The 17,977-nt window shown below is 71.2% G+C and carries 20 protein-coding genes and 2 pseudogenes; 11 read left to right on the forward strand and 11 right to left on the reverse strand.

Annotated elements, in window-relative coordinates:
• Positions 1-10 precede the first annotated feature (10 nt).
• A complete protein-coding gene (locus Prum_RS53410) occupies positions 11-472 on the reverse strand; it encodes a hypothetical protein (RefSeq protein ID WP_246278824.1) in 462 nt (153 codons plus the stop codon).
• Positions 439-996: a hypothetical protein gene (locus tag Prum_RS53415; RefSeq protein ID WP_246278825.1), complete on the reverse strand. Its 558-nt coding sequence runs from the start codon at positions 994-996 to the stop codon at positions 439-441. Before Prum_RS53415 ends, Prum_RS53410 begins: the two co-directional genes overlap by 34 nt.
• A gap of 204 nt (positions 997-1,200) precedes the next feature.
• Here Prum_RS53415 and Prum_RS48070 point away from each other — a divergent pair, with 204 nt between their 5' ends.
• Positions 1,201-1,794 (forward strand): hypothetical protein, encoded by a 594-nt coding sequence (locus Prum_RS48070; protein WP_173086327.1) that lies wholly within the window; start codon positions 1,201-1,203, stop codon positions 1,792-1,794.
• A gap of 4 nt (positions 1,795-1,798) precedes the next feature.
• Positions 1,799-2,335, forward strand: coding sequence for a copper resistance CopC family protein (locus tag Prum_RS48075; RefSeq protein WP_173086329.1), 537 nt, complete (start codon positions 1,799-1,801; stop codon positions 2,333-2,335).
• Here Prum_RS48075 and Prum_RS48080 read toward each other — a convergent pair.
• Positions 2,330-3,327: pseudogene (locus Prum_RS48080) on the reverse strand (DUF1702 family protein). The gene Prum_RS48075 and the pseudogene Prum_RS48080 sit on opposite strands and share 6 nt — an antisense overlap.
• Before the next feature lie 263 nt (positions 3,328-3,590).
• Here Prum_RS48080 and Prum_RS48085 point away from each other — a divergent pair.
• From Prum_RS48085 to Prum_RS48105, 5 genes are all read left to right on the forward strand, one after another.
• Positions 3,591-4,160, forward strand: coding sequence for a DUF5987 family protein (locus Prum_RS48085; RefSeq protein WP_173086331.1), 570 nt, complete (start codon positions 3,591-3,593; stop codon positions 4,158-4,160).
• Complete coding sequence (locus Prum_RS48090) at positions 4,157-5,794, forward strand: FAD-dependent oxidoreductase (protein WP_173086333.1); 1,638 nt, start codon at positions 4,157-4,159, stop codon at positions 5,792-5,794. Before Prum_RS48085 ends, Prum_RS48090 begins: the two co-directional genes overlap by 4 nt.
• Positions 5,795-5,855: 61 nt before the next feature.
• On the forward strand, positions 5,856-6,950 hold the full coding sequence (locus tag Prum_RS48095) for a carboxymuconolactone decarboxylase family protein (protein WP_173086335.1): 1,095 nt from the start codon (positions 5,856-5,858) through the stop codon (positions 6,948-6,950).
• A 382-nt stretch (positions 6,951-7,332) separates the two neighbouring features.
• The gene (locus Prum_RS48100) at positions 7,333-8,079 is read left to right on the forward strand and encodes a helix-turn-helix domain-containing protein (protein ID WP_173086337.1); all 747 of its coding nucleotides are present in this window, start codon (positions 7,333-7,335) and stop codon (positions 8,077-8,079) included.
• 126 nt (positions 8,080-8,205) lie between these two features.
• Complete coding sequence (locus Prum_RS48105; protein ID WP_173086339.1) at positions 8,206-8,841, forward strand: MerR family transcriptional regulator; 636 nt, start codon at positions 8,206-8,208, stop codon at positions 8,839-8,841.
• Positions 8,842-8,877: 36 nt separating this feature from the next.
• Here the strand turns inward: Prum_RS48105 and Prum_RS48110 are convergent, their stop codons facing one another.
• The 3 genes from Prum_RS48110 to Prum_RS48120 form a co-directional block, all read right to left on the reverse strand.
• A complete protein-coding gene (locus tag Prum_RS48110; protein WP_173086341.1) occupies positions 8,878-9,681 on the reverse strand; it encodes a TIGR03084 family metal-binding protein in 804 nt (267 codons plus the stop codon).
• Positions 9,682-9,800: 119 nt separating this feature from the next.
• Complete coding sequence (locus Prum_RS48115) at positions 9,801-10,250, reverse strand: SCP2 sterol-binding domain-containing protein (RefSeq protein WP_173086343.1); 450 nt, start codon at positions 10,248-10,250, stop codon at positions 9,801-9,803.
• 114 nt (positions 10,251-10,364) lie between these two features.
• Complete coding sequence (locus tag Prum_RS48120) at positions 10,365-10,985, reverse strand: DUF3267 domain-containing protein (protein WP_173086345.1); 621 nt, start codon at positions 10,983-10,985, stop codon at positions 10,365-10,367.
• A gap of 71 nt (positions 10,986-11,056) precedes the next feature.
• Between Prum_RS48120 and Prum_RS48125 the strand changes: the two genes are divergently transcribed.
• Both Prum_RS48125 and Prum_RS48130 read left to right on the forward strand, forming a co-directional pair.
• Positions 11,057-11,401, forward strand: coding sequence for a PadR family transcriptional regulator (locus tag Prum_RS48125; protein WP_371871437.1), 345 nt, complete (start codon positions 11,057-11,059; stop codon positions 11,399-11,401).
• Complete coding sequence (locus Prum_RS48130) at positions 11,398-12,798, forward strand: hypothetical protein (RefSeq protein ID WP_173086349.1); 1,401 nt, start codon at positions 11,398-11,400, stop codon at positions 12,796-12,798. The genes Prum_RS48125 and Prum_RS48130 overlap by 4 nt, the downstream gene beginning before the upstream one ends.
• On the opposite strand, the gene Prum_RS50515 is transcribed toward Prum_RS48130, so the two are convergent.
• From Prum_RS50515 to Prum_RS48155, 5 genes are all read right to left on the reverse strand, one after another.
• Positions 12,795-13,058, reverse strand: coding sequence for a haloacid dehalogenase-like hydrolase (locus Prum_RS50515; protein WP_218577955.1), 264 nt, complete (start codon positions 13,056-13,058; stop codon positions 12,795-12,797). The genes Prum_RS48130 and Prum_RS50515 overlap by 4 nt on opposite strands.
• A gap of 246 nt (positions 13,059-13,304) precedes the next feature.
• On the reverse strand, positions 13,305-14,717 hold the full coding sequence (locus Prum_RS48140; RefSeq protein ID WP_308785463.1) for an HNH endonuclease signature motif containing protein: 1,413 nt from the start codon (positions 14,715-14,717) through the stop codon (positions 13,305-13,307).
• 171 nt (positions 14,718-14,888) lie between these two features.
• Positions 14,889-15,149, reverse strand: a complete 261-nt coding sequence (locus tag Prum_RS48145) for an NUDIX hydrolase (protein WP_173086351.1) — start codon at positions 15,147-15,149, stop codon at positions 14,889-14,891.
• A 37-nt stretch (positions 15,150-15,186) separates the two neighbouring features.
• Positions 15,187-16,035: an alpha/beta fold hydrolase gene (locus Prum_RS48150; protein WP_173086353.1), complete on the reverse strand. Its 849-nt coding sequence runs from the start codon at positions 16,033-16,035 to the stop codon at positions 15,187-15,189.
• A gap of 32 nt (positions 16,036-16,067) precedes the next feature.
• Entirely contained in the window at positions 16,068-17,270 is a 1,203-nt protein-coding gene (locus Prum_RS48155) for a PucR family transcriptional regulator (protein ID WP_218577956.1), read from the reverse strand.
• Between the two features lie 33 nt (positions 17,271-17,303).
• On the opposite strand from Prum_RS48155, the pseudogene Prum_RS55675 reads away from it, so the two are divergent.
• Positions 17,304-17,387, forward strand: a pseudogene (locus tag Prum_RS55675) (hypothetical protein); the annotation flags it as partial.
• Between the two features lie 106 nt (positions 17,388-17,493).
• On the forward strand, positions 17,494-17,961 hold the full coding sequence (locus Prum_RS50525; RefSeq protein ID WP_218577998.1) for an SDR family NAD(P)-dependent oxidoreductase: 468 nt from the start codon (positions 17,494-17,496) through the stop codon (positions 17,959-17,961).
• The last annotated feature ends 16 nt before the right edge of the window (positions 17,962-17,977 follow it).

The raw sequence follows: 17,977 nt of genomic DNA on the forward strand, positions 1-17,977 counted from the left end.
TGTCAGCGGGTCATGACCACGGCGCGGTCGGGTACCACGGGATGATCTCGCGGCGGGCCAGCAGCCGCACGTCCCAGTACAGGAACGTGAAGACGCCGGCCACGATGAGGGCGACCGCGGTGATGACGGCGATCCGGGCCGGCCGGGCGGCGAGCCAGCGGCGCAGGCGCGTCCCGCTCACCAGCGCGAGCGCGGCGAAGATCACCGCCATGATCAGGATGTTGCCGAGCGACTGCAGGATGAACGCGGCCGCGCCGTAGAGCGGGTTGCCGCTCTCCGCCGCGTCCCGGAACAACTGCCGGAACAGCCCGAACGGCCGTCCGATGAGGAACCCGCCGATCAGCACGCCGAGGAACACCATGGGCGCGTTCGGGTACCGCCGCGCGATGCGCTCGAACGGATCCCGCACCAGCCCGAGCGCGGCGAGCCCCAGGTACGTCATGGCCAGGCCGATGACGCCGAACACCACCATCGACTGGATGCTGCGGGCGGACAGCGTGCCGGCGGTGCTCTGCGCGGTCGAGAACTGGGCATGTCGGTGCCCACCAGCCCGACGACGGCGCCGTACGTGGCGGACACCGCGGTCATCCCCACCGCGAGCCAGAGCAGCGGCGTGAACGTGTGCCGGACCCGGCTCCAGCGCCCCTCGGTGCCCAGCATCGGCGCCATCGCGCCGAACGCGGCGATGTTGCAGGCGGTGAACGTGCCGGCGAGTCCGGAGACGAACGCGAACGCGATCCCGGCGCCGATGCCCGCGATCGGCGTCTCCTTGGCGTCGTGCCCGAGCAGGGTGTTGGCCACGTTGTCGCCGATCGTGCTGTCGACGAACTCCGCGGACCAGACGATGGTGAGCAGGAACCCGCCGAGCGCGCTCAACCCGAGCACCAGCCACCGCCGCCGCGGGAAGTGGCCGTTGACCAATGTGGATGTCGCGCGCGGAGCCCGGCGGTTCTCGCCGGTCTCCGGTCGCTGTTCGGCGGTGACCGGACGCGTCATCTCTGCCTCCCCGTGCAGGACCGACTTGCTCGTACCTGGCCAGGATGCGTCGGCGGGGTGTGGCGGGGGTTCTCCTAAGGTGCGGTGACCTTCCGGAAACTGAAGACCCACCCGGAAACTGAGCAATCTGAAAGAACTGTCCAACACCGGGCCACGGTTACGGTCTGGCGGAAGCGGTTGCGCACCCGCGGATGGGAGAAATCCATGGTTAGTGTCCCGGCGGCCGTGCCGTCACCCGGCCTCATCGCGCGAATCAACGGACGGCACCATCGTGCCGCCCTGAACGTGTTCCTGTTCGTCGTCATCGCCCACTGGGCGGAGCACCTCGTGCAGGCGTACCAGATCTGGGTGCTCGGGACAGCGCGGCCGCAGTCCCGCGGCGTGCTCGGCCAGTTCTTCCCCTGGCTGGTCAAGTCCGAGTGGCTGCACTACGGCTACGCGATCGTCATGCTGGTCGCCCTGTTCCTGTTGCGACCCGGCTTCGTCGGGCGCGCGCGGGCCTGGTGGACGGTGGCCCTGGTCATCCAGTTCTGGCACCACATCGAGCATCTGCTGCTGCTCATCCAGGCCCAGGCGGGCGTCACGTTCTTCGGCGCCGCGCAGCCGACGAGCATCCTCCAACTCGCCTTCATGCGGGTGGAGCTGCACCTGTTCTACAACTCCATCGTGTTCATCCCCATGATGATCGCGATGTACCTGCACCTGCGGCCGAACCGCACCGAGCTGGCCGACAGCACGTGCAACTGTGTCGCCAAGTCCAAGTCCACGTCCGTCCGGTCCGCGACATCGGTCGCCTGACCCCATGACCCGCCGCGGTGCCGCGCGTCTCGCGTCGGTTCTCCTCGGTTTCGCCGCCGCCGGTGCCCTGTTGGGGGGCCCGGCGGCGGCCGTCGCGCAGGATGGCCTCGTCGCCAGCGACCCGCGCGACCAGGCGGTGCTCGCCGCCGGGCCGAGCGGCGTCCGATTGACCTTCTCCAGCACGCCCACCGCGGATTCTCACGTGTCCATCGTGGACGGCAACGGGTCGGCGGTGACCACCGGCCCGCTGTCGGCCGCGCCCGGCCGGGCGCTGTGGCAACCGATCGCGATCGACGCGCCGTCCGACGTGATCGTCGCCTACCACGTCGAGCTCGACGGCGGCGGCGAGGCATCCGGCGTGCTGCGGTTCAGCGTCGGCACCGGCAAGCCGCCCGCGCTCACCGGTGCCGTCCCGGACGCCGACCCGCACGCGCACAGCGTCGATCCGCTCAGCGCGTTTCTGCTCGTGGTCGACGGGCTGGTCGTCCTCGGCGTGCTGGCGATGCTGTGGCTGCGCCGGCCCATCCCGCCCTCGTCATGAGGGCGGGTTCGCCAGCCGCAGATCGGCGCCCACGCGCGCCTCGACCCGCTGCCGCCAGACCTCGTAGTCGGGCTCGGCGGACTGCCCGAACCCGTCCGCCGCGACGTCGTCGGCCAGGATCGCGGCGGCACTGACCGAGATGCCGGCGAGGATCTCGGTCGCCAGTTCGGTGTGTGGCGGCACGAACCCCGCGAAGTCCCGGGCCTTGGCCGCGAACACCACGCCCTGTGCCACCTGCGGCAGGCAGGCGCCGGCCTCCCGGCGCAGCACCGCCAGACCCTCCGCGTCGCTGCCGCCGGCGAACGTCGCCGCCAGGCCGACCCCGCTCCAGAGGTCGGCGTGGCGCTCCGTGGCGAAGCGGCCCACCGCCGCGGCCACGTCCGGCGACTGTCCACCATGGATGAACCAGAGCGCACGGCCGATGCCTTGGTCCACCGCACGCGGGAAGTAGTCGGCCCGCCCTGCCACGGGTACGGCGCGGGCCGCTGCTGCCGGGTGACCCAGCGGTCCATCTCGAAGTAGGCGCGGTCGAACCCGTACCCGTCCACGGCCAGCCAGCTCATCGTCGGGTAGTACGGCACGCCGGTCAGGTCGGGAAGCACCTTGCGCCACAACGGTCGCGGCAGCCGGGCCATCGCGAACCCGATGCCGATGTACGTCAGGAAGGTGTGCGGCCGACCCGGTCCGCGCAGCAGATCCCGCGCCCGGTTTCCACGGCCGCCCGCCATCGCGTCGCGCACCGTGTACGCCATCGCCGCACCCTCGTACGCGAACCCGCGCATCTCCGGCTCCACGAGCTCGAGCCGGCGCTCCACCTCCCATTGGTCCCGCACCTCGATCCCCCACTCGAAGCCACACAGGACGGACTGGGGTATGGCCTCCAGCCGCCGGGTCGCGTCGGTGGGGCGGACGGGAAAGCCGCGCTTCGCGAACGACACGTCGGTGAACGACGGGGTCAGCGCCAGGCGGCGAAGCGAACCGAGCATCGGCATACCGGCCTCCTCAATCCTCAGTCGACATCTCATCTCATCGTGCCGTCCTTCAGGAAGGTTGCCGTCTTTTGGCGTGCGCTGATCGGGCCGTGTCTATTTCGTACGCGACGCCACCGCAATGCGGAAGATGCGTTGCGGCGTCGGCCCCGAGAGAATTGTCAGGTAACCGATCTGAAATCTTCCGACCGATCCGCGCGCCTTTCGCCGCGATAACCGATCCGCCGGATTTCACCAATGTGGTCCATCAGTAAGGAGGCGATGCCGTGCAACCCGACAACCACGACGTTGACCCGGCCCGGACCGCCACCATTGAGGCGTACGCCGATACGGTCGTCCCCGGTGCGAAGCGGTCACCGGACGACCGGGCCGTGGCGGGCGCCGCCCTGGGCGGCGGCGCGGTCGCGGCGGGCGCCGTCGAACTGCTCGAACAGCCCGGTGGCGGGCTGGCGGAAGCGTTGGACTCGATGGTCTACACGCTGAACGACCACGCCGCCGGATACGCCACGGCACACGGTCTCGCGCTCGACGACGGCGTACCCGCATTCGTCGCGCTTCCCTTCGAGCACCGCACCGCGCTGGTACTGGAACTCACCGCGCCGGAACACCCCGAAAAGCAGATGTGGGTGGCACTGGCACTGTTCAGCAACATGGCGTTTGACAGCGCCGCCCATCTCACCACCGCGGACGCGTTCGCGAACCGCCATCCCGGACTGTTGACGATCGGCTATTTCCCGCCGGACGCCGATGGGCTTTTCCGCTTTCCCCAGTACTCGTACGGGCGGGCCTTGGCCCCACTCCACCCACAGACCACGGTGACAGGTGATCCAGCATGACTTCCACGGAGTCGACAGACGTCGTCGTGATCGGCAGCGGGTTCGGCGGCGCCATCGCGGCCTACCATCTCGCCGCCGGCGGTGCCCGCGTGTTGGTCCTGGAGCGCGGACCGTGGCTCCAGGCCGAGGAGTTCGAGCACGACTTCAAGCTGGGTTCGTCGTACACCCGGGTCTTCGACTTCGTGGTGGGCGACGGAATGAGCATCCTCGGCGGCAACTGCGTCGGCGGCGGCAGCGTGGTGTATTTCGCCACCATGCCGCGCGCGCCGCGGTTCGTGTTCGAGCGGCGCGGCAGCATCGGCCGTCGCATGTGGCCGGCCAGCATCACCCGGGACACATTGGATCCCTGGTACGACCGGGTCACCGAGGCGCTGCCGGTCACCCGGCAGTCCTGGGAAAAGGTGCCGTACGCGGGCGGCCTGTTCGCGGCTGCCTGCGCGCACGCCGGCCGCACCGCCAACCCGTCACCGTCCGCCGTCGACGTGGACGAGTGCGTCAACTGCAACTGGATGATGGCCGGCTGCCGGTTCGACGCCAAGCGCTCGTTGTTGCTCAACTACCTTCCCGCCGCCGTCGCGCACGGCGCCGAGATCCGGCCGCTGCACGAGGTCCAGCGGTTGACCCGGTTGGCCGACGGCGGCTACCGGGTGCACTACCGGGTCGTCGACGAGGAGGACTACCGGATCCTGCACGACAGCGGCGAGATCGACGCCAAGCTGGTGATCCTCGCGGCGGGCTCGGGCGCGACCCCGGTGATCCTGCAGCGCTCGGAGCCCGACCTCGGCCGGATGCCGCACGCGGTGGGCCGGTACTTCTCCGGAAATGGCGAACGCCTCAACACCGCGATCCTCGACGAGGACAAAGTGCGGGACGTCCTGGGCCTGTCCCGCCCGGACGGTTCCGCCTATGCCGCGTACCAGATCGGTCGCGGACCGACGGTCGCGAGCTGGGACCGGCTGGACGGCAGCCTGCCCGAGTACGAGCGGTTCTCGCTCGAGCAGCTGTACTTCCCGCCGGGCCTCGGCACGATCCTGGCCCAGGTGCCCGGCGCCACCGGCCCGTCGTGGTTCGGCCTGGAGAAGAAGGAGATGCTGCGGCAGTGGCAGTCGTGGCTGACCATCTTCACGATGTCCGAAGACGACAACGAGGGCGTCTTCGGGCCACCGCCGGAGACGGGCAACGCGCACCGGCTCTCCATGCAGATGCTGGGCGACGGCCCGCTGCGGTACCGGCCGACGGCCAACACGTGGCGCGGCTGGTCGTTGTCGGACGCCGCGGTCAAGGACATCCTGGAACGCGACGGGCTGGCCCGGGTGGCGCCATGGACCAACGATCTGGTCGGCGCGTACACGGTGCACCCGTTGGCATCCTGCCGGATCGGCGACGACCCGGCGACGTCGGCGCTGGACGACCGGCACGAGCTGCGCGGGCATCCGGGCATCTTCGTCACCGACGGCTCGGCGGTGCCGGGAGCGCTGACGGTCAACCCGGCGCTCACGATCGCGGCGCTCGCCGAGCGGGCCATGCCCGGCATCGTGCGCGCGGCGCGCGAACGGGGCGTGGCCGTCCAGTACGGCGCGCCCGCGCCGGACGGCTCGACGGCCGCCCGGGTCGCGGTAGCCCCAACAGTCTGACCGTGTTACCAAAAAGACCGTGTTACCGAGAGACCGTGTGACCTAAAAGGAGTGTGGGGTCGTGGGATCGTTGTTCGCACGCGTCGCGCGCCGGATCTCCGCGACGCACATCCGGCACGTCGCCCCGGTCGCACCGGGTACCGAGACCGGCCTGGTGGCGCAGGTGTACCGGCAGATGGAGGCCGACTTCGGCATGGTCGCGCCGCCGATGGCCCTGCACACGCCGGCCCCCACGGCCCTCGCGGCGACCTGGCTGATCCTGCGGGAGACGCTGCTGGCCGGTCCCGCGGTAGGCCGGCCGGCGAAGGAGGCGGTGGCGGCCGCGGTGTCCCTGGCCAACCGGTGTCCGTACTGCGCCGAGGTGCACGGCGCCGCGCTGCTGGGCCTGTCGCCCGGACCGGACGCGACCGCGGTCGCCGCCGGCCGGTTCGACGCCGTCGCGGACCAGGGGCTGCGGGAGTTGGCCGCCTGGGCCGCGGCGACCGCGAGCCAGCAGGCCACCGGCGGGCCGGTACCGTTCCCGGCCCGCCAGGCCCCGGAGATCATCGGTGTGGCGGTGACCTTCCACTACATCAACCGGATGGTCAGCGTCTTTCTCACCGAGTCACCGCTGCCTCCCGTACCGGCGGCGGCGCTACCGGTCGCCCGGCGAGCTGCCCGGCTCATGATGGGCCGCATGGCCCGGCGGCGTCCCGCACCGGGTACGGCGCTGGCGCTCCTGCCGGACGCACCGCTGCCGCCGGACCTGTCCTGGGCGGCCGGCCAGCCGCCCATCGCGGCGGCCTTCGCGCGGGCCAGCGCGGCCTTCGAGGCCGGTGGCCGGCGCTCGGTTCCCGAAGGCGTACGCGCGGTGGTGCTGGCCACGCTGTCCCGCCGCGCCGGTGTCGAGCCGGGGCTCGGTGAGCCGGCCTGGCTGAGCGAGGCGGTCGACGGCCGGCCGGCACGGGAGCGGCCGGCCGCGCGGCTGGCGCTGCTCACCGCGTTCGCGCCGTACCGGGTGACCGCCGAGCTGGTCGCGGAGGTCCGGGCCGGCCTCGACGACGCGGGATTGATCGATCTCACATCCTGGGCCAGCTTCACGGCGGCACGCGCGCTCGGCGCCCGGCTCGGGCGGGCCGAGGAGGCGCCGCCGGCGCCTCAGAACGAGCCGGCATAGCGCGGAAAGAGACTTTTCCCCTGGCGCAGACCAGGTAGCGATACTATCCAAAGCAGTGCGCACCGCTATCCGAATCCCACTTCACGATTGCGCTCCGCATCGGCTTGGTGATTGTCGGCATTGCTACGGGGCGCGGGGTCGGCTAACCTCGACCTGGTCGGGAACGCATCGGCCGGGACGAGAGCGCGAAGCAGCGGGGAAGCGCAACGAGGCATCTAGCTTCGACAGTTTCTATTTTACACATGATTAAGGGCCTATGCCTACGGGACCGGGGCATTCTGGTAGGCATTTCCTTCTCCCGCTTCGTTTTACTCGACCACAGGCACGATTCCAGTGAACCGGTCAAGGCGACTCCGGTTCCTCGAGACACACGGGAGCAGGTGTGGACGAATCGATTCAGCAGGCCGTGAACCGCGCCATCATCGCCATGCGGGAGAACCTGGGAGAACAGCTCACCGTGGACGACATCGCGCGGGCCGCGATGTTCAGCAAGTTCCACTTTACGCGAATCTTCCAACGCGCCACTGGCGTATCTCCGGGGCGCTTTCTCTCGGCACTTCGACTGCAGCGGGCCAAGCATTTGTTGGTATCGACATCGCTCAACGTCGCCGATATCAGCCTGCGCGTTGGATACAACAGCGTAGGCACCTTCAGTACGCGATTCAGCAAGAGCGTCGGCATGTCGCCGACGGCTTATCGGAAACGGGCCGGATTCGCGCCCCATATTCCACTGGATCCGTACTTCGGGCGGGAGCATCGGTCGGCTTCCCACGTTTACGGACGGGTGTGGTCGGCGCAAGCGGAGGCTACTGTTTTCGTCGGCCTCTTTCCCGATCGCATTCCGCAGGGACGGCCGGTGCGGTGCACCATCCTGCCCGGCCGGGGCCAGTACCGCTTCGACAGCGTCCCGCCCGGCACGTGGTACCTGCTCGCACAGGCGGTGACCGGCGCCCTGGACGGCGCGGACGACACGATCTCCGTCGCCACGCGAGGCCCACTGACGATCGGCCGCGATACGGTCGTCCAGGCGGACCTTGGACTCAAGCCGGCGGACACCCTTGACCCGCCGGTGCTGCTCGCCCTGCTCGACGCCCGAAAGCTGGCGCTGGCCAGGACGACCGCTGCGTGATCCGGCCGCGCGCGTCGGCACCCCGCCGGCCGATGCGCCGCTCACGCAGGTCGACGGAGATTGACACCTTCGCATTTGCCGATGCGACACTCTTTCGGAACGAGGGCCACAACCGCGGGGGGTTTGATGCGCATATCCGTTCTCAGCCGACAAACCGGAGTCCCCGTCGCCACGATCAAGTTCTACCTGCGCGAGGGACTCCTTCCCCGAGGCACGCCGATCAGCCGCAACCAGGCCGAGTACGGCGATCTGCACCTGCACCGCCTCCGCCTCATCAGGGCCTTCACGAACGTCGCCCAGCTCGATCTGTCCACCGTGCGGGAGTTGCTGGCGGCCATCGAGGACGAGCGGGTGCCGCTACGCGACCTGTACGAGGTTGTCAACACCGCGCTCTATCCCGAGCACAACGCCGCCGACGACCCCGACGGGGTCGACGGCGTCCGCACGGATGTGGACGAGTTCCTCCAGCAGCTGGGCTGGCAGGTCGATCCGAAAGGGGCCGGGCGGCTGGCGCACGTGGTGGCCACGCTGCGTCACCTCGGCTGCGAATGTGACATGGATTTCTTCGGCTCGTATGCGGACGCGGCCGAACGCCTCGCCATTCAGGAGCTTGACCTGCTCAAGCCGGAGGGCACCGTCGCCGACCGGGCCGCCGCCGTCGTACGCACGGTGCTGCTCGACGTGGCGCTGGCGACCATGCGCCGGATGGCGCAGGAACACCTGGTCGCCCAGCGGTTCGGCGAGCCCTCCGAGCATCGGTAAGGCCCGCCGACCGCTTGCTGGTGCCGGAATCTGGTGCTACCGCACCTGTGCCGCGAACTGACCGGGACGCCGCCCGGGACCGGCCGGCCCACGGTATGCCTGGGCGAGGTCGAGCCAACGGTCGGCCTCGTCGCCCGTCGCCGTGAGCCGGAGGTCGTCGCGGTGCCGGCGCCGGGTTACCAGCAGACAGAAATCGACCGCCGGGCCGCTGATGCGTTGGGTACTGTCGGCCGGCCCGAACGTCCAGACCGCGCCCGACGGCGCGGTGATCTCGAACCGGAAGTCGACATCCGGCGTGGCCAGGCCGCGCGCCTGGTAGCCGAAGTCCCAGGTACGGACCGCGAAGGCGACCAGGTGGCCGATGCTGTCACTGTGCTCGCGCCGCACCCCGAGCGCGTCGGCGACGTCCTGGCCGTGCCCGAACAACTCCATGATGCCGGCGGCCGCCAGCACGGCCACCGGCAGCGGGCGGACCAGCCAGGGCACGATGCGGTCCGGCGGCAGCGCGCCGAGAACCTGCTCGGCCCGACCGCGTTCGGCACGCCATCGGGTCAGCAGGACCGGCGGCGGCTCCGCGAGGAAGTCCGCCATGGCGTTGTCCACGTTCGCGTTGAAGTCGCTGCTCAGCTGCGCCGTGATCGCCGCGAACCGCTCCGCGCTGGACGCCGCCAGCGCGGCTAGCCGGAAGGTGGCGCTCAAGTGGGCGATCTGGTGGGCGATGGTCCAGCCGAGCGCCGGCGTGGGCAGTGCCCATTGGGCCGGGTCGAGGTCGGCAACCATACGGTCCACCTCGTCACCCGCCGCGCTCAGGTCCACGACCACATTTGCTTGATTCATCATCTTCTAGCCCTTCTCGTAAACCGCCGAAATCTCGTCGCGGTCCTTCCGGTACCTGCCGGGCAGAATGAGAAACCGGCGCCATTTCCGCACCGGGCTGGTACGACCTGCCGAAGGGGTCCCTAGACCCGAGGAATATCGAAAAGTTGCGGAAACTTCGCGGTCAGCGCGAGGTCGCCTTTTGTCTTCAACTTCCCCTTCATCGCGAGCGCTATGGGATGGGCGTTTCCGGTCACCATGCGAAGGAAGTCGACGGCGCCGATCGTGAGGGTGAGCTTCGGCTGCCGCCGCGGTGCGGCCGACAGCGCGCACGTCCCGCCCTCGATCACGATCTCGTAGACGTCCACCCCGCCGCCCGGGCCGTCGCCGATCCGCCAGTGCACGACGGCCGACATGGCGCCGGCTCGATCGCCCCGGAAGACGCCGGGCATCCGCCCGACGACCGTGTCCAGCACGGCCGAGCGCCGGCTTCCGGTCATGAGGCCGCGCAGCTCACCGGCAGGGGTGGCCTTGACCAGCAGGGCTAGCTCGCGGGCATCCAGCTTCGCGGGATCGAGATCCTCGATGGGCATCCTGTCGTCCTCCCGTACGGCGGTGCGTGCCCATCGTGGCCGTCGCCGGAACCGCCGCTCAACTTCGTGGTTGCGCCCTTGCCCCGGGCGGACGGACGGGAGCGCTCGACCGGGTTACGACCGGGCCGGCACGTACCAGCTACCGGCCTCGCCGGGCCTGGCCCCCGGCGTGTCGCCGAAGTAGACCGGCCCGCGGACCCGCGCTACAACGCCCATCATGTAGACGTCGGCGATGGCCGCCACGGCGTTGACGATCAGCCCGAAGAGGACGAACATCGACAACCCCGCCGGCCCGAGCGCGACCAGCGGCAGGCCGAGCACCGGCAGCACGACCAGCGGCGCCGCCAGCGCCGCCACCATGGACCAGCGCGGCAGGTACCAGCCGGGCGCGTCGGCGTAGGCGTACCAGCCCTTGAACCCGAACATCGGGCGCGCGCCGGTGAGCGCCCACAACACCGCCCCGTGCGCGGCCTCGTGCGCGACCAGGGTGAGCACCGGCGTGAGGATCAGCCCGCCGGCGAACGCCACCAGGACCACGGCCGCCGGCACGTCCCGCATGTCCAGCGTCCAGCCCTGCGGGCGGACCAGCGCGGCGAGCAGCGCGACGCCGAAGATCGACGCGATCCCCCACGGCACGGACAGCAGCGACAGCGTGCGCCGCAGGCCGCGGTTGCCCTGCAGGCGGACCGTCCCGCCGAGTACGAACCCCTCCGGCAGTGATCGACGCGCACGCATGCCGGAGGGTACCACCGCATCGTCCGAGTGCCGATTGACGGCATATACCGATGACCGGTACGTTGTCCGGCGTGGCACTCCAGGAACCGACGTTCTTCATCCTCACCGCACTGGCCGACCAGCCCTTACACGGGTACGGCGTGATGCAGGCCGTGGGCGAGTTGTCCGGCGGGCGGCTGCGGCTGCGCGCCGGCACGCTGTACGCGGCGCTGGACCGGCTGGCCGACGACGGCCTCGTCGTGGTCGACCGGGAGGAGGCCGTCGACGGGCGGCTCCGCCGGTACTACCGGCTCACCGACCACGGCGTGGTGGAGCTCCAGGCCGAGGTGGATCGGCTGCGGGCCAACGCGAGCCTGGCCGCCGCCCGGCTGCGCAAGGCCGGCCGCCTGCGCCCGGCACCCGGCGGTGTCGGGTGACCCGGGGCTCACACCAGGACGCGCTGGAGCGGTGGTACCGCTGGCTGCTGCGCGCCTACCCGCGCCGGTACCGCAGCCTGCGCGGCACGGAGATGCTGACCACGCTGCTCGACGCGGCCGAGCCGGGCCAGCGCCGGCCGCACCCGCGGGACGCGGTCGACCTGCTCCTGGGCGGCGCCCGCTGCCGGTTCGCGGTCCCGCGCGGCCAGGCGTACCTGGCGGTCGCGGTCGTCGTGGCGGCCTTCGCCGGCCTCACCGCGGCGGCCGCCGCGGGCCGGCTCGCCTGGCCCGCCGCCGCACCCGAGCCCAGCCTGGCGGCGGCCCAGGCCGCGGCGGCCGTCGCGATGCCGCTGCCCCAGTCCGGCCCACCCAGCCGGTACGACGACCCGCTCGCCCTCGACCAGGGCTCGGCCCGAGTGGAGTTTTCCTACGTGGCGCCGGCCGACCGGCCCGTGGCGGACGTCGTCCGGCAGTCCCACGGGCGGCTGGCCGCGGACGGCTGGCGGGTCGGGCCGCTGGAGCCCGGCGACCACCTCATCGAGTTCTCGGCCAGCAAGGGCGACCACCTCGTCCAGGTGCGCGGATACTTTGGACTATCCAATGTAGACTCTCTCACCGTCTGGGTGTCCGGCCGGGTCGCCCACTGGCTCGCACCAGCCGTCGGTGGCGCGCTGTGCGCCGGCGCCGCCGCCGGCTGGCTGCTGGCCGCATGGGCACTGCGCCGATTCCGGCGGCACGGCCTGCGCGCCCGCCTGGCGGCCGGCGTCCTCGCCGCGCCCGGCCTCCTCGCCACCGGCTCCGCGCTGTTCGCGGGCGCCTACCAGGCCCTGGCGGTCGGGCCGAAGGACGGCTGGACGCCCCACGACTCCCTGTTCGCCGCGGCCGCGCTCGCCGCGGTCGGACCGCTGGCCGGGCTCGCCGCCGCCGCGCTGGCGCTGGCCGCCGTCGTGGTCGCCCTCCCGGTCCGGCCCGACCCGCCAGCGCCCACGCCACCCGAGCGGGCCTGGCGCTACCGTCTCTGGGGCATGGCCGGCACCCACCTGGCATTCGCCGCCGCCTGGTGCACGGTGGTCGTCCTGTTCCTGGTACGCGGCCAGCACCTGCTCGGCCCGGTCAACGACCCCAAGGAGCTCATCCCGTTCGGCTACCACCCGATGAACCCGTTCATGTGGCTGTACGCCGCCCTCGCGTTGCTCTACCTGTTCGGCTTCATGGCCAGCCCGGTGCTGCTGTCGATCTCCGTGCCGCTGCTGGTCACCGGCCGGCGGGTGGCCCGCCGAGCCGGCCTGTGGGCCGCCTGGCGGACGCTGCTCCTGGCCGCCGCCACCGCGGTGCTGCTCCCGATCATGACCTTCACCCCGCTCGGCCAGGAGGCGACCACGTGGTGGCTCGACTAGCTCAATGGCAGGTCCGACCGGCTGTCTCCGACCGCCGCGCACAGGCGGAGATCCAACTGCAGCTCTCGTGCCTGCGCGATGGCGAAGTCCCGCTTGTCGTACTCGTCGAAGTGGCGGGCGACGCGGCCCGTGAACCGCCCACCGGCGGTCTCCAACTGCGGCCCACTGAACGAATGGAACCCGAACCGGTCGGCCAGGTAGCCGCCGACCGGGACCAGGCCAGGGTCGCCAGCACGGGCACCAAACCATTGCGCCGACACCACGACACGGTCTCCGCGATGCCAGCAACCAGAGGAAGCCCGGCGAGCCAGCCACGAACCCGCTCCTCGGGCGCCCCTGCCCACCCGGCGGCATCCAGCTCCGAGACCTGCCGGTTGTCCAGCACGCCAGCGGCGTACGCGTCCTCAGCCTCGGCCAACTCCTCGCGATGCCCGAGGAAGCCCGCCAGGAAGACCGACGAGCTCGCCCCGGGACGAGGGTGCCATCGACATCGAGAAAGACAGCGCCTACCTGATCAGATGAGGACACCGGCCAAGGATGCCAGACGGGTCAGGGTGCCCTCGATAACTGGCAGGCCGCCGACGTGGTCGATCCAGCAGGTGCGGTGTGCCCGAGCCCTCCACACCCAGCCAGGTCGTGATATCCATTGACGGCGAGGCCGTTCGCTCGGCACGCCCAGCCCTTACTCGCGATGGTGGTAGGTGTTGCGGCGTGGCCGGCGCTCCAGGTCCACGTACGCGGGCGGGATGAACTCGGGCATCCCGTCCGCGGCGATCTGGACCGTCCAGTGTCCACGATGGATCAGCCGATGGTGGAAGCCGCACAACATGACGCTGTTGCCCAAACGTGGTCGGACCACCATCAGCCCACGACCGGATGTGGTGCCCGTAACACCAGCGCGGTGGCCGATCACAGCCAGGGAACGCGCAGCCCTTGTCCCGCAACTCCAGCGCCCGGCGCAACGGTCCGCTGATGAGCCGGCGGGTGCGGCCGAGGTCGAGGATCTGCCCGTCACCACCCAGGACGGCGGGGATGATTTTGGCGTCGCAGGCCAGCCGGCGCACCTGCTCCGGACTGAGCCGCTCACCCGTGTCCAAAGTGCCCACACCAAGCGCCAAGCGCAGCACATCGAACGACACCGTCACCACCACATGCGGCCGCTCCCCACCGCTCTCCGGCAAATCCTCGGTCCGCATCGCCAGGTCGCAGATCTCAACCAACGCATCAGCCCGTCGCTGCGCCGGGGTACGGACGTCCACGTCATGACGCGGAGCGCACAACGGATCCAACGCCGCGTTCACCGTCGCCGCGCCGTCCTCGTCCAGCCAGCCCGTCAACCGCACCCGCCCGTCACCGTGCCGGGTCAGATGGAACGCCCGCGTCTGACGCGCCCTGGCCTCCATCCGCTCCAACGCCTCCGCGTCGGCAGCCTCCGCGAGCTCCGGCGCCACATACGCGAGGATGCCCTCGCCGTAACGGCGCAGCGTGTTCGGCTCAAACTCGGCCGCCCGACTGATCATGGCCTTCTCCGCCTTGCCCACCACGTCGGCGGGAAGCTGCTGTATTGCGGCGGCGATGATCTGGGCCTGCTCGGTATTCACCAGACCGTCGGCGACCGCCTTGGCCAGGACGGGCCGCGCGTCGAGGGCCTGGGCCAGCTCGAGCATCCGCTTGGCCGCGTGTGGGCTGATCCGCAAATGCTCACGCAGCCACGCTTTCGTGCTGGACGCGTGCTGCGTGATGGCCAGACCGCGGCTGTCGATCTCCCGAACCAGCCGCGACTGCAACGCCGCCACCGCCTGCGTGATCGCGTGCACGGCGTCCAAACACTCGACCAGATCCTCGTCGCGTAACGACCACGTGGGTGTGCTGACGCTCGCGTCGGCCGTGGCCTTGAGCTGCGTCAACACATCCGGCATCACCCATCCATTGTCGTACAGGCGTGCGAAGATCACCGCCCCGTCTGACGGTATGGGGCCACTGTTCCGAATGTCCATTCAGGCGTCGAGCGAGCACCATCACGTCTGTCCAAATCGGACAGTCAGGGAGACCAGAGAGCCACCACGGGCGGACGGCCGCCCACGCCGCAATCACTCGCCCGCCAGAGCGGCGTCGGCGCCGATGGCGAGCGCCAACTGGACGGCCGCGATCGTCCGCGCGTCGCATACCAGGCCGGATCGGAGCGCGGCGCCGAACTCGTCCACCGGCAGCGTCACCACCGAGCTGAGCGACTCTTCCACATCGTCGGGGTCGTCGCTTTCCGGCCGCCCGTCCAGCTTCGTCGGGCCGTCCGCGCGGTAGACGTGCAGCACCTGGTCCATCCATCCGGGGCGGGACGGCAGGCGGCCCACCGGAACGCAGCGCGCGGCCCGTCGGGGGTCTGGAGCGTCATGGACCCAAGGCTACGGAGCGGAGGAACTCGGTCAGGACGCCCGCGAAGTCCTTGGGCGACTCGAAGAACGGGAAGTGTGCGCCGCCCTCGGCGCGGGCGAAGACGCGCAGCCGCGCGCCGGGAATCTGGCTGGCGCTCCACGCCTGGGACGCGGGCGCCACGTGGCTGACCTCGCCACCGACCACCAGCGTCGGTACGTCGATGCGGCGCAGCACGCCGCGCCAGTCCTGCATCACGTGGTCGATCAGCAGCATGGCGCCGTACGGCATCGGGAGCTTGAGGTTCTCCGCGTAGAGCCAGGCGAAATCGTCGTCCGAAACGTCCGGGGTGAGCATCGAGGTGAGGAAGGAGCGGCGGGCGGCGGCCGAGTCGGGGCCCAGCAGGGTCTGGGCGAAGCCCGCGGCGCCGGGGAAGTCGAGGATCGCGCCGGCGTCGGTGGCCTCGGCCGGGTCCATCCAGGGCATGACGGTGCAGACGCTTGGCTGGTCGACGACGACGAGCGACCGGATGCGGGCGGTGCCGTACTGGTCGGCGTACGACCACAGCACGGAGGCGCCCATCGAGTGCCCGAGCAGGTGGGCCCGGTCGATGCCGAGGTGGTCGAGCAGCTCGTGCAGATCGGCGGCCAGCGAGGCGATCCGCGCGCCGTCACCGGTCCGCCCGGACTCGCCGTGGTTGCGCATGTCGTACGTGACGACGCGCAGCTCCGCGTCGAGCAGGCCGGTCAGCCGGCCGAACATCGCCTGCGACTGCGACCAGCCGTGCAGCAGGACGAGGGTGTCGTCGCCGGCGCCGGTGTCGCGGTACTTGATCGTGCACCCGTCACAGGTGGTGAACTCGCCCATGCCCAAGCTTTGGCCTCCTGCCGAGCCGCTCTCTACGGCTCGCTGACGGGATTTCGACGACGGGTTTCCTCTATCTGTATGAAGTCGAGGAGTTGGAGACCCATATGCAGCGTCAGCCGGGTCCGGCCGTCGGACAGGTCCAGCCCGGTCAGCTCCGCGATGCGGTCGAGGCGGTAGTACAGCGTGGTGCGGTGGATATGCAGCGCCACGGAGGCCGCCGGCCCGGAGCCGCCGGTGTCAAGGTACGCCCGCAGTGTGGCGGTCAGGCGCCGGTTGCGGTCCACGGCCAGCAGCCGCCGCAGCTCGTCGGGGAGCATCTCGATCCGCAGCTCCTCGGGCGGCAGCCGCAGCAGGATGCCGAGCGTGCCGAGCTCGGACCAGCGCACCACCGGGGACGGGAGCAGCTGCCCGGCGGCGCGGCAGGCCAGCCGCGCCTGGCGGTACGACGACCAGGCGGCGGACAGCCCGGCGACCGCCGACCCGATGCCGGCCACGCAGGTGAACCGCCCGTCGGAGACGTCTTCGACCCGGTGGATCAACTGGGCGGCGAAGCGGTCCACGTCGTGTTCCGTGGCCGGCGAACTCGTACACAGGACGAGGGCGACCCCGCGGGCGCGTACCCGATAAAGGGCCTTGTGCCCCAGGTCGGTCGCGGCCTGCGCGGACAGCGCGTGGCGCAGGGCGATGGTGACGTGCGACGGTCCGGGCTCGCCGCGGTCCCGGACCTCGGCGGCCACCGCCCGCACGTGCCGGCCGAGCGGTCCGGGCTCGCCGTCCGCCAGCGCCTGGATCGCCGCCCGGCGGACCTCGGGCTCGCCGGCCAGCAGGTCGTCCACCGCGGCCTCCCGGGCGCGGTCCGCGGCCGCCACCGGCGGCCCGTGCACGGCGATCATCAGCGCCGCCAGCTCCTGCGCCGAGGCGGTCATCGCGGCCAGCTCGGAGGTGGTGAGGGCGCCGTCCGCGTCGAGCACGATGAGCAGCCCCAGCAGCCCGCCGCGCCAGCGGATCGGCACGCACACCCGGGCCTTGAACCCGATCTCGGGTTTGGCCGGGATGGTGCCGGCGGTGGTCCAGTTCGTCACGCCCTGGGCCAGCACGTGGCCGACCGCCTTGCCGTCGGCCTGGCGCGTTCCCATGAGGCCCGTCCGGAGCGCGGAGCTGTCGGGTACGGCGGCGGTCGTCTTCGGCGCCGGGTCGAGCGGCCCGGGCTGAGCATCGGGGAGGCGACGGCGCACGCCTACGCGGCGGCGGGCGCGCTGGTCGCCTGCGTGGACCGGGACCACGCCGAGGCCACCCGCGTGGCCGCGGCGATCGTCGCCGAGGGCGGCACGGCGATGGCGGTACGGGCGGACGTGACCGACGAGGCGGACGTGGCCCGGGCGGTGACGGCGGTGGTCGACGCCTGGGGCCGCCCGGGATCCTGCACAACAACGTGGGCCTCCCCGGCGGGGCACGGTCCTGGACCTGTCCCGGGCCGACTGGGACGCGGCGGTGGCGGCCAACCTCACCGGCTGCTACCTGACGGTCCGGCACGCGCTGCCCCACCTGCTGCGGCGGGGCAAGGGCGCCATCGTGAACGTGTCGTCGCTGGCGAGCATCCGGGCGACCGGCTACGTGTACCCCGTGTACAGCGCGGCGAAGGCGGCGGTCAACCAGCTGACCGTCTCGCTCGCGCTCACGTACGCCGACCGCGGCCTGCGGGCCAACGCGATCCTGCCGGGACTCATCGACACCCCGCTCGTGGCCCGGCAGGTGGTCGACGACCCGGCCGAGGTGGTGGCCCGGCACGCGCGCAGCCCCACCGGCCGGATGGGCAGCCCCTGGGACGTCGCCCACGCGGTCGTGTTCCTGGCCTCGGACCGGGCCGCGTACGTCAACGGGGTGTGCCTGCCGGTGGACGGCGGCCTGGCGGCCCGGGCCGGCTGACCCGGGCGGTCACCGG

Origin of the sequence: Phytohabitans rumicis (assembly GCF_011764445.1) — a bacterium.
In the GTDB taxonomy this organism is placed as follows: Bacteria; Actinomycetota; Actinomycetes; order Mycobacteriales; family Micromonosporaceae; genus Phytohabitans; species Phytohabitans rumicis.

What these genes read in the sequence shown, in the direction of transcription:
- Prum_RS53410 (WP_246278824.1), bottom strand. Translation starts at nt 472, where the DNA reads ATGGTGGTGTTCGGCGTCATCGGCCTGGCCATGACGTACCTGGGGCTC.
- Prum_RS53415 (WP_246278825.1), bottom strand. Translation starts at nt 996, where the DNA reads ATGACGCGTCCGGTCACCGCCGAACAGCGACCGGAGACCGGCGAGAAC.
- Prum_RS48070 (WP_173086327.1), top strand. Translation starts at nt 1,201, where the DNA reads ATGGTTAGTGTCCCGGCGGCCGTGCCGTCACCCGGCCTCATCGCGCGA.
- Prum_RS48075 (WP_173086329.1), top strand. Translation starts at nt 1,799, where the DNA reads ATGACCCGCCGCGGTGCCGCGCGTCTCGCGTCGGTTCTCCTCGGTTTC.
- Prum_RS48090 (WP_173086333.1), top strand. Translation starts at nt 4,157, where the DNA reads ATGACTTCCACGGAGTCGACAGACGTCGTCGTGATCGGCAGCGGGTTC.
- Prum_RS48105 (WP_173086339.1), top strand. Translation starts at nt 8,206, where the DNA reads ATGCGCATATCCGTTCTCAGCCGACAAACCGGAGTCCCCGTCGCCACG.
- Prum_RS48110 (WP_173086341.1), bottom strand. Translation starts at nt 9,681, where the DNA reads ATGATGAATCAAGCAAATGTGGTCGTGGACCTGAGCGCGGCGGGTGAC.
- Prum_RS48115 (WP_173086343.1), bottom strand. Translation starts at nt 10,250, where the DNA reads ATGCCCATCGAGGATCTCGATCCCGCGAAGCTGGATGCCCGCGAGCTA.
- Prum_RS48120 (WP_173086345.1), bottom strand. Translation starts at nt 10,985, where the DNA reads ATGCGTGCGCGTCGATCACTGCCGGAGGGGTTCGTACTCGGCGGGACG.
- Prum_RS48140 (WP_308785463.1), bottom strand. Translation starts at nt 14,717, where the DNA reads ATGCCGGATGTGTTGACGCAGCTCAAGGCCACGGCCGACGCGAGCGTC.
- Prum_RS48150 (WP_173086353.1), bottom strand. Translation starts at nt 16,035, where the DNA reads ATGGGCGAGTTCACCACCTGTGACGGGTGCACGATCAAGTACCGCGAC.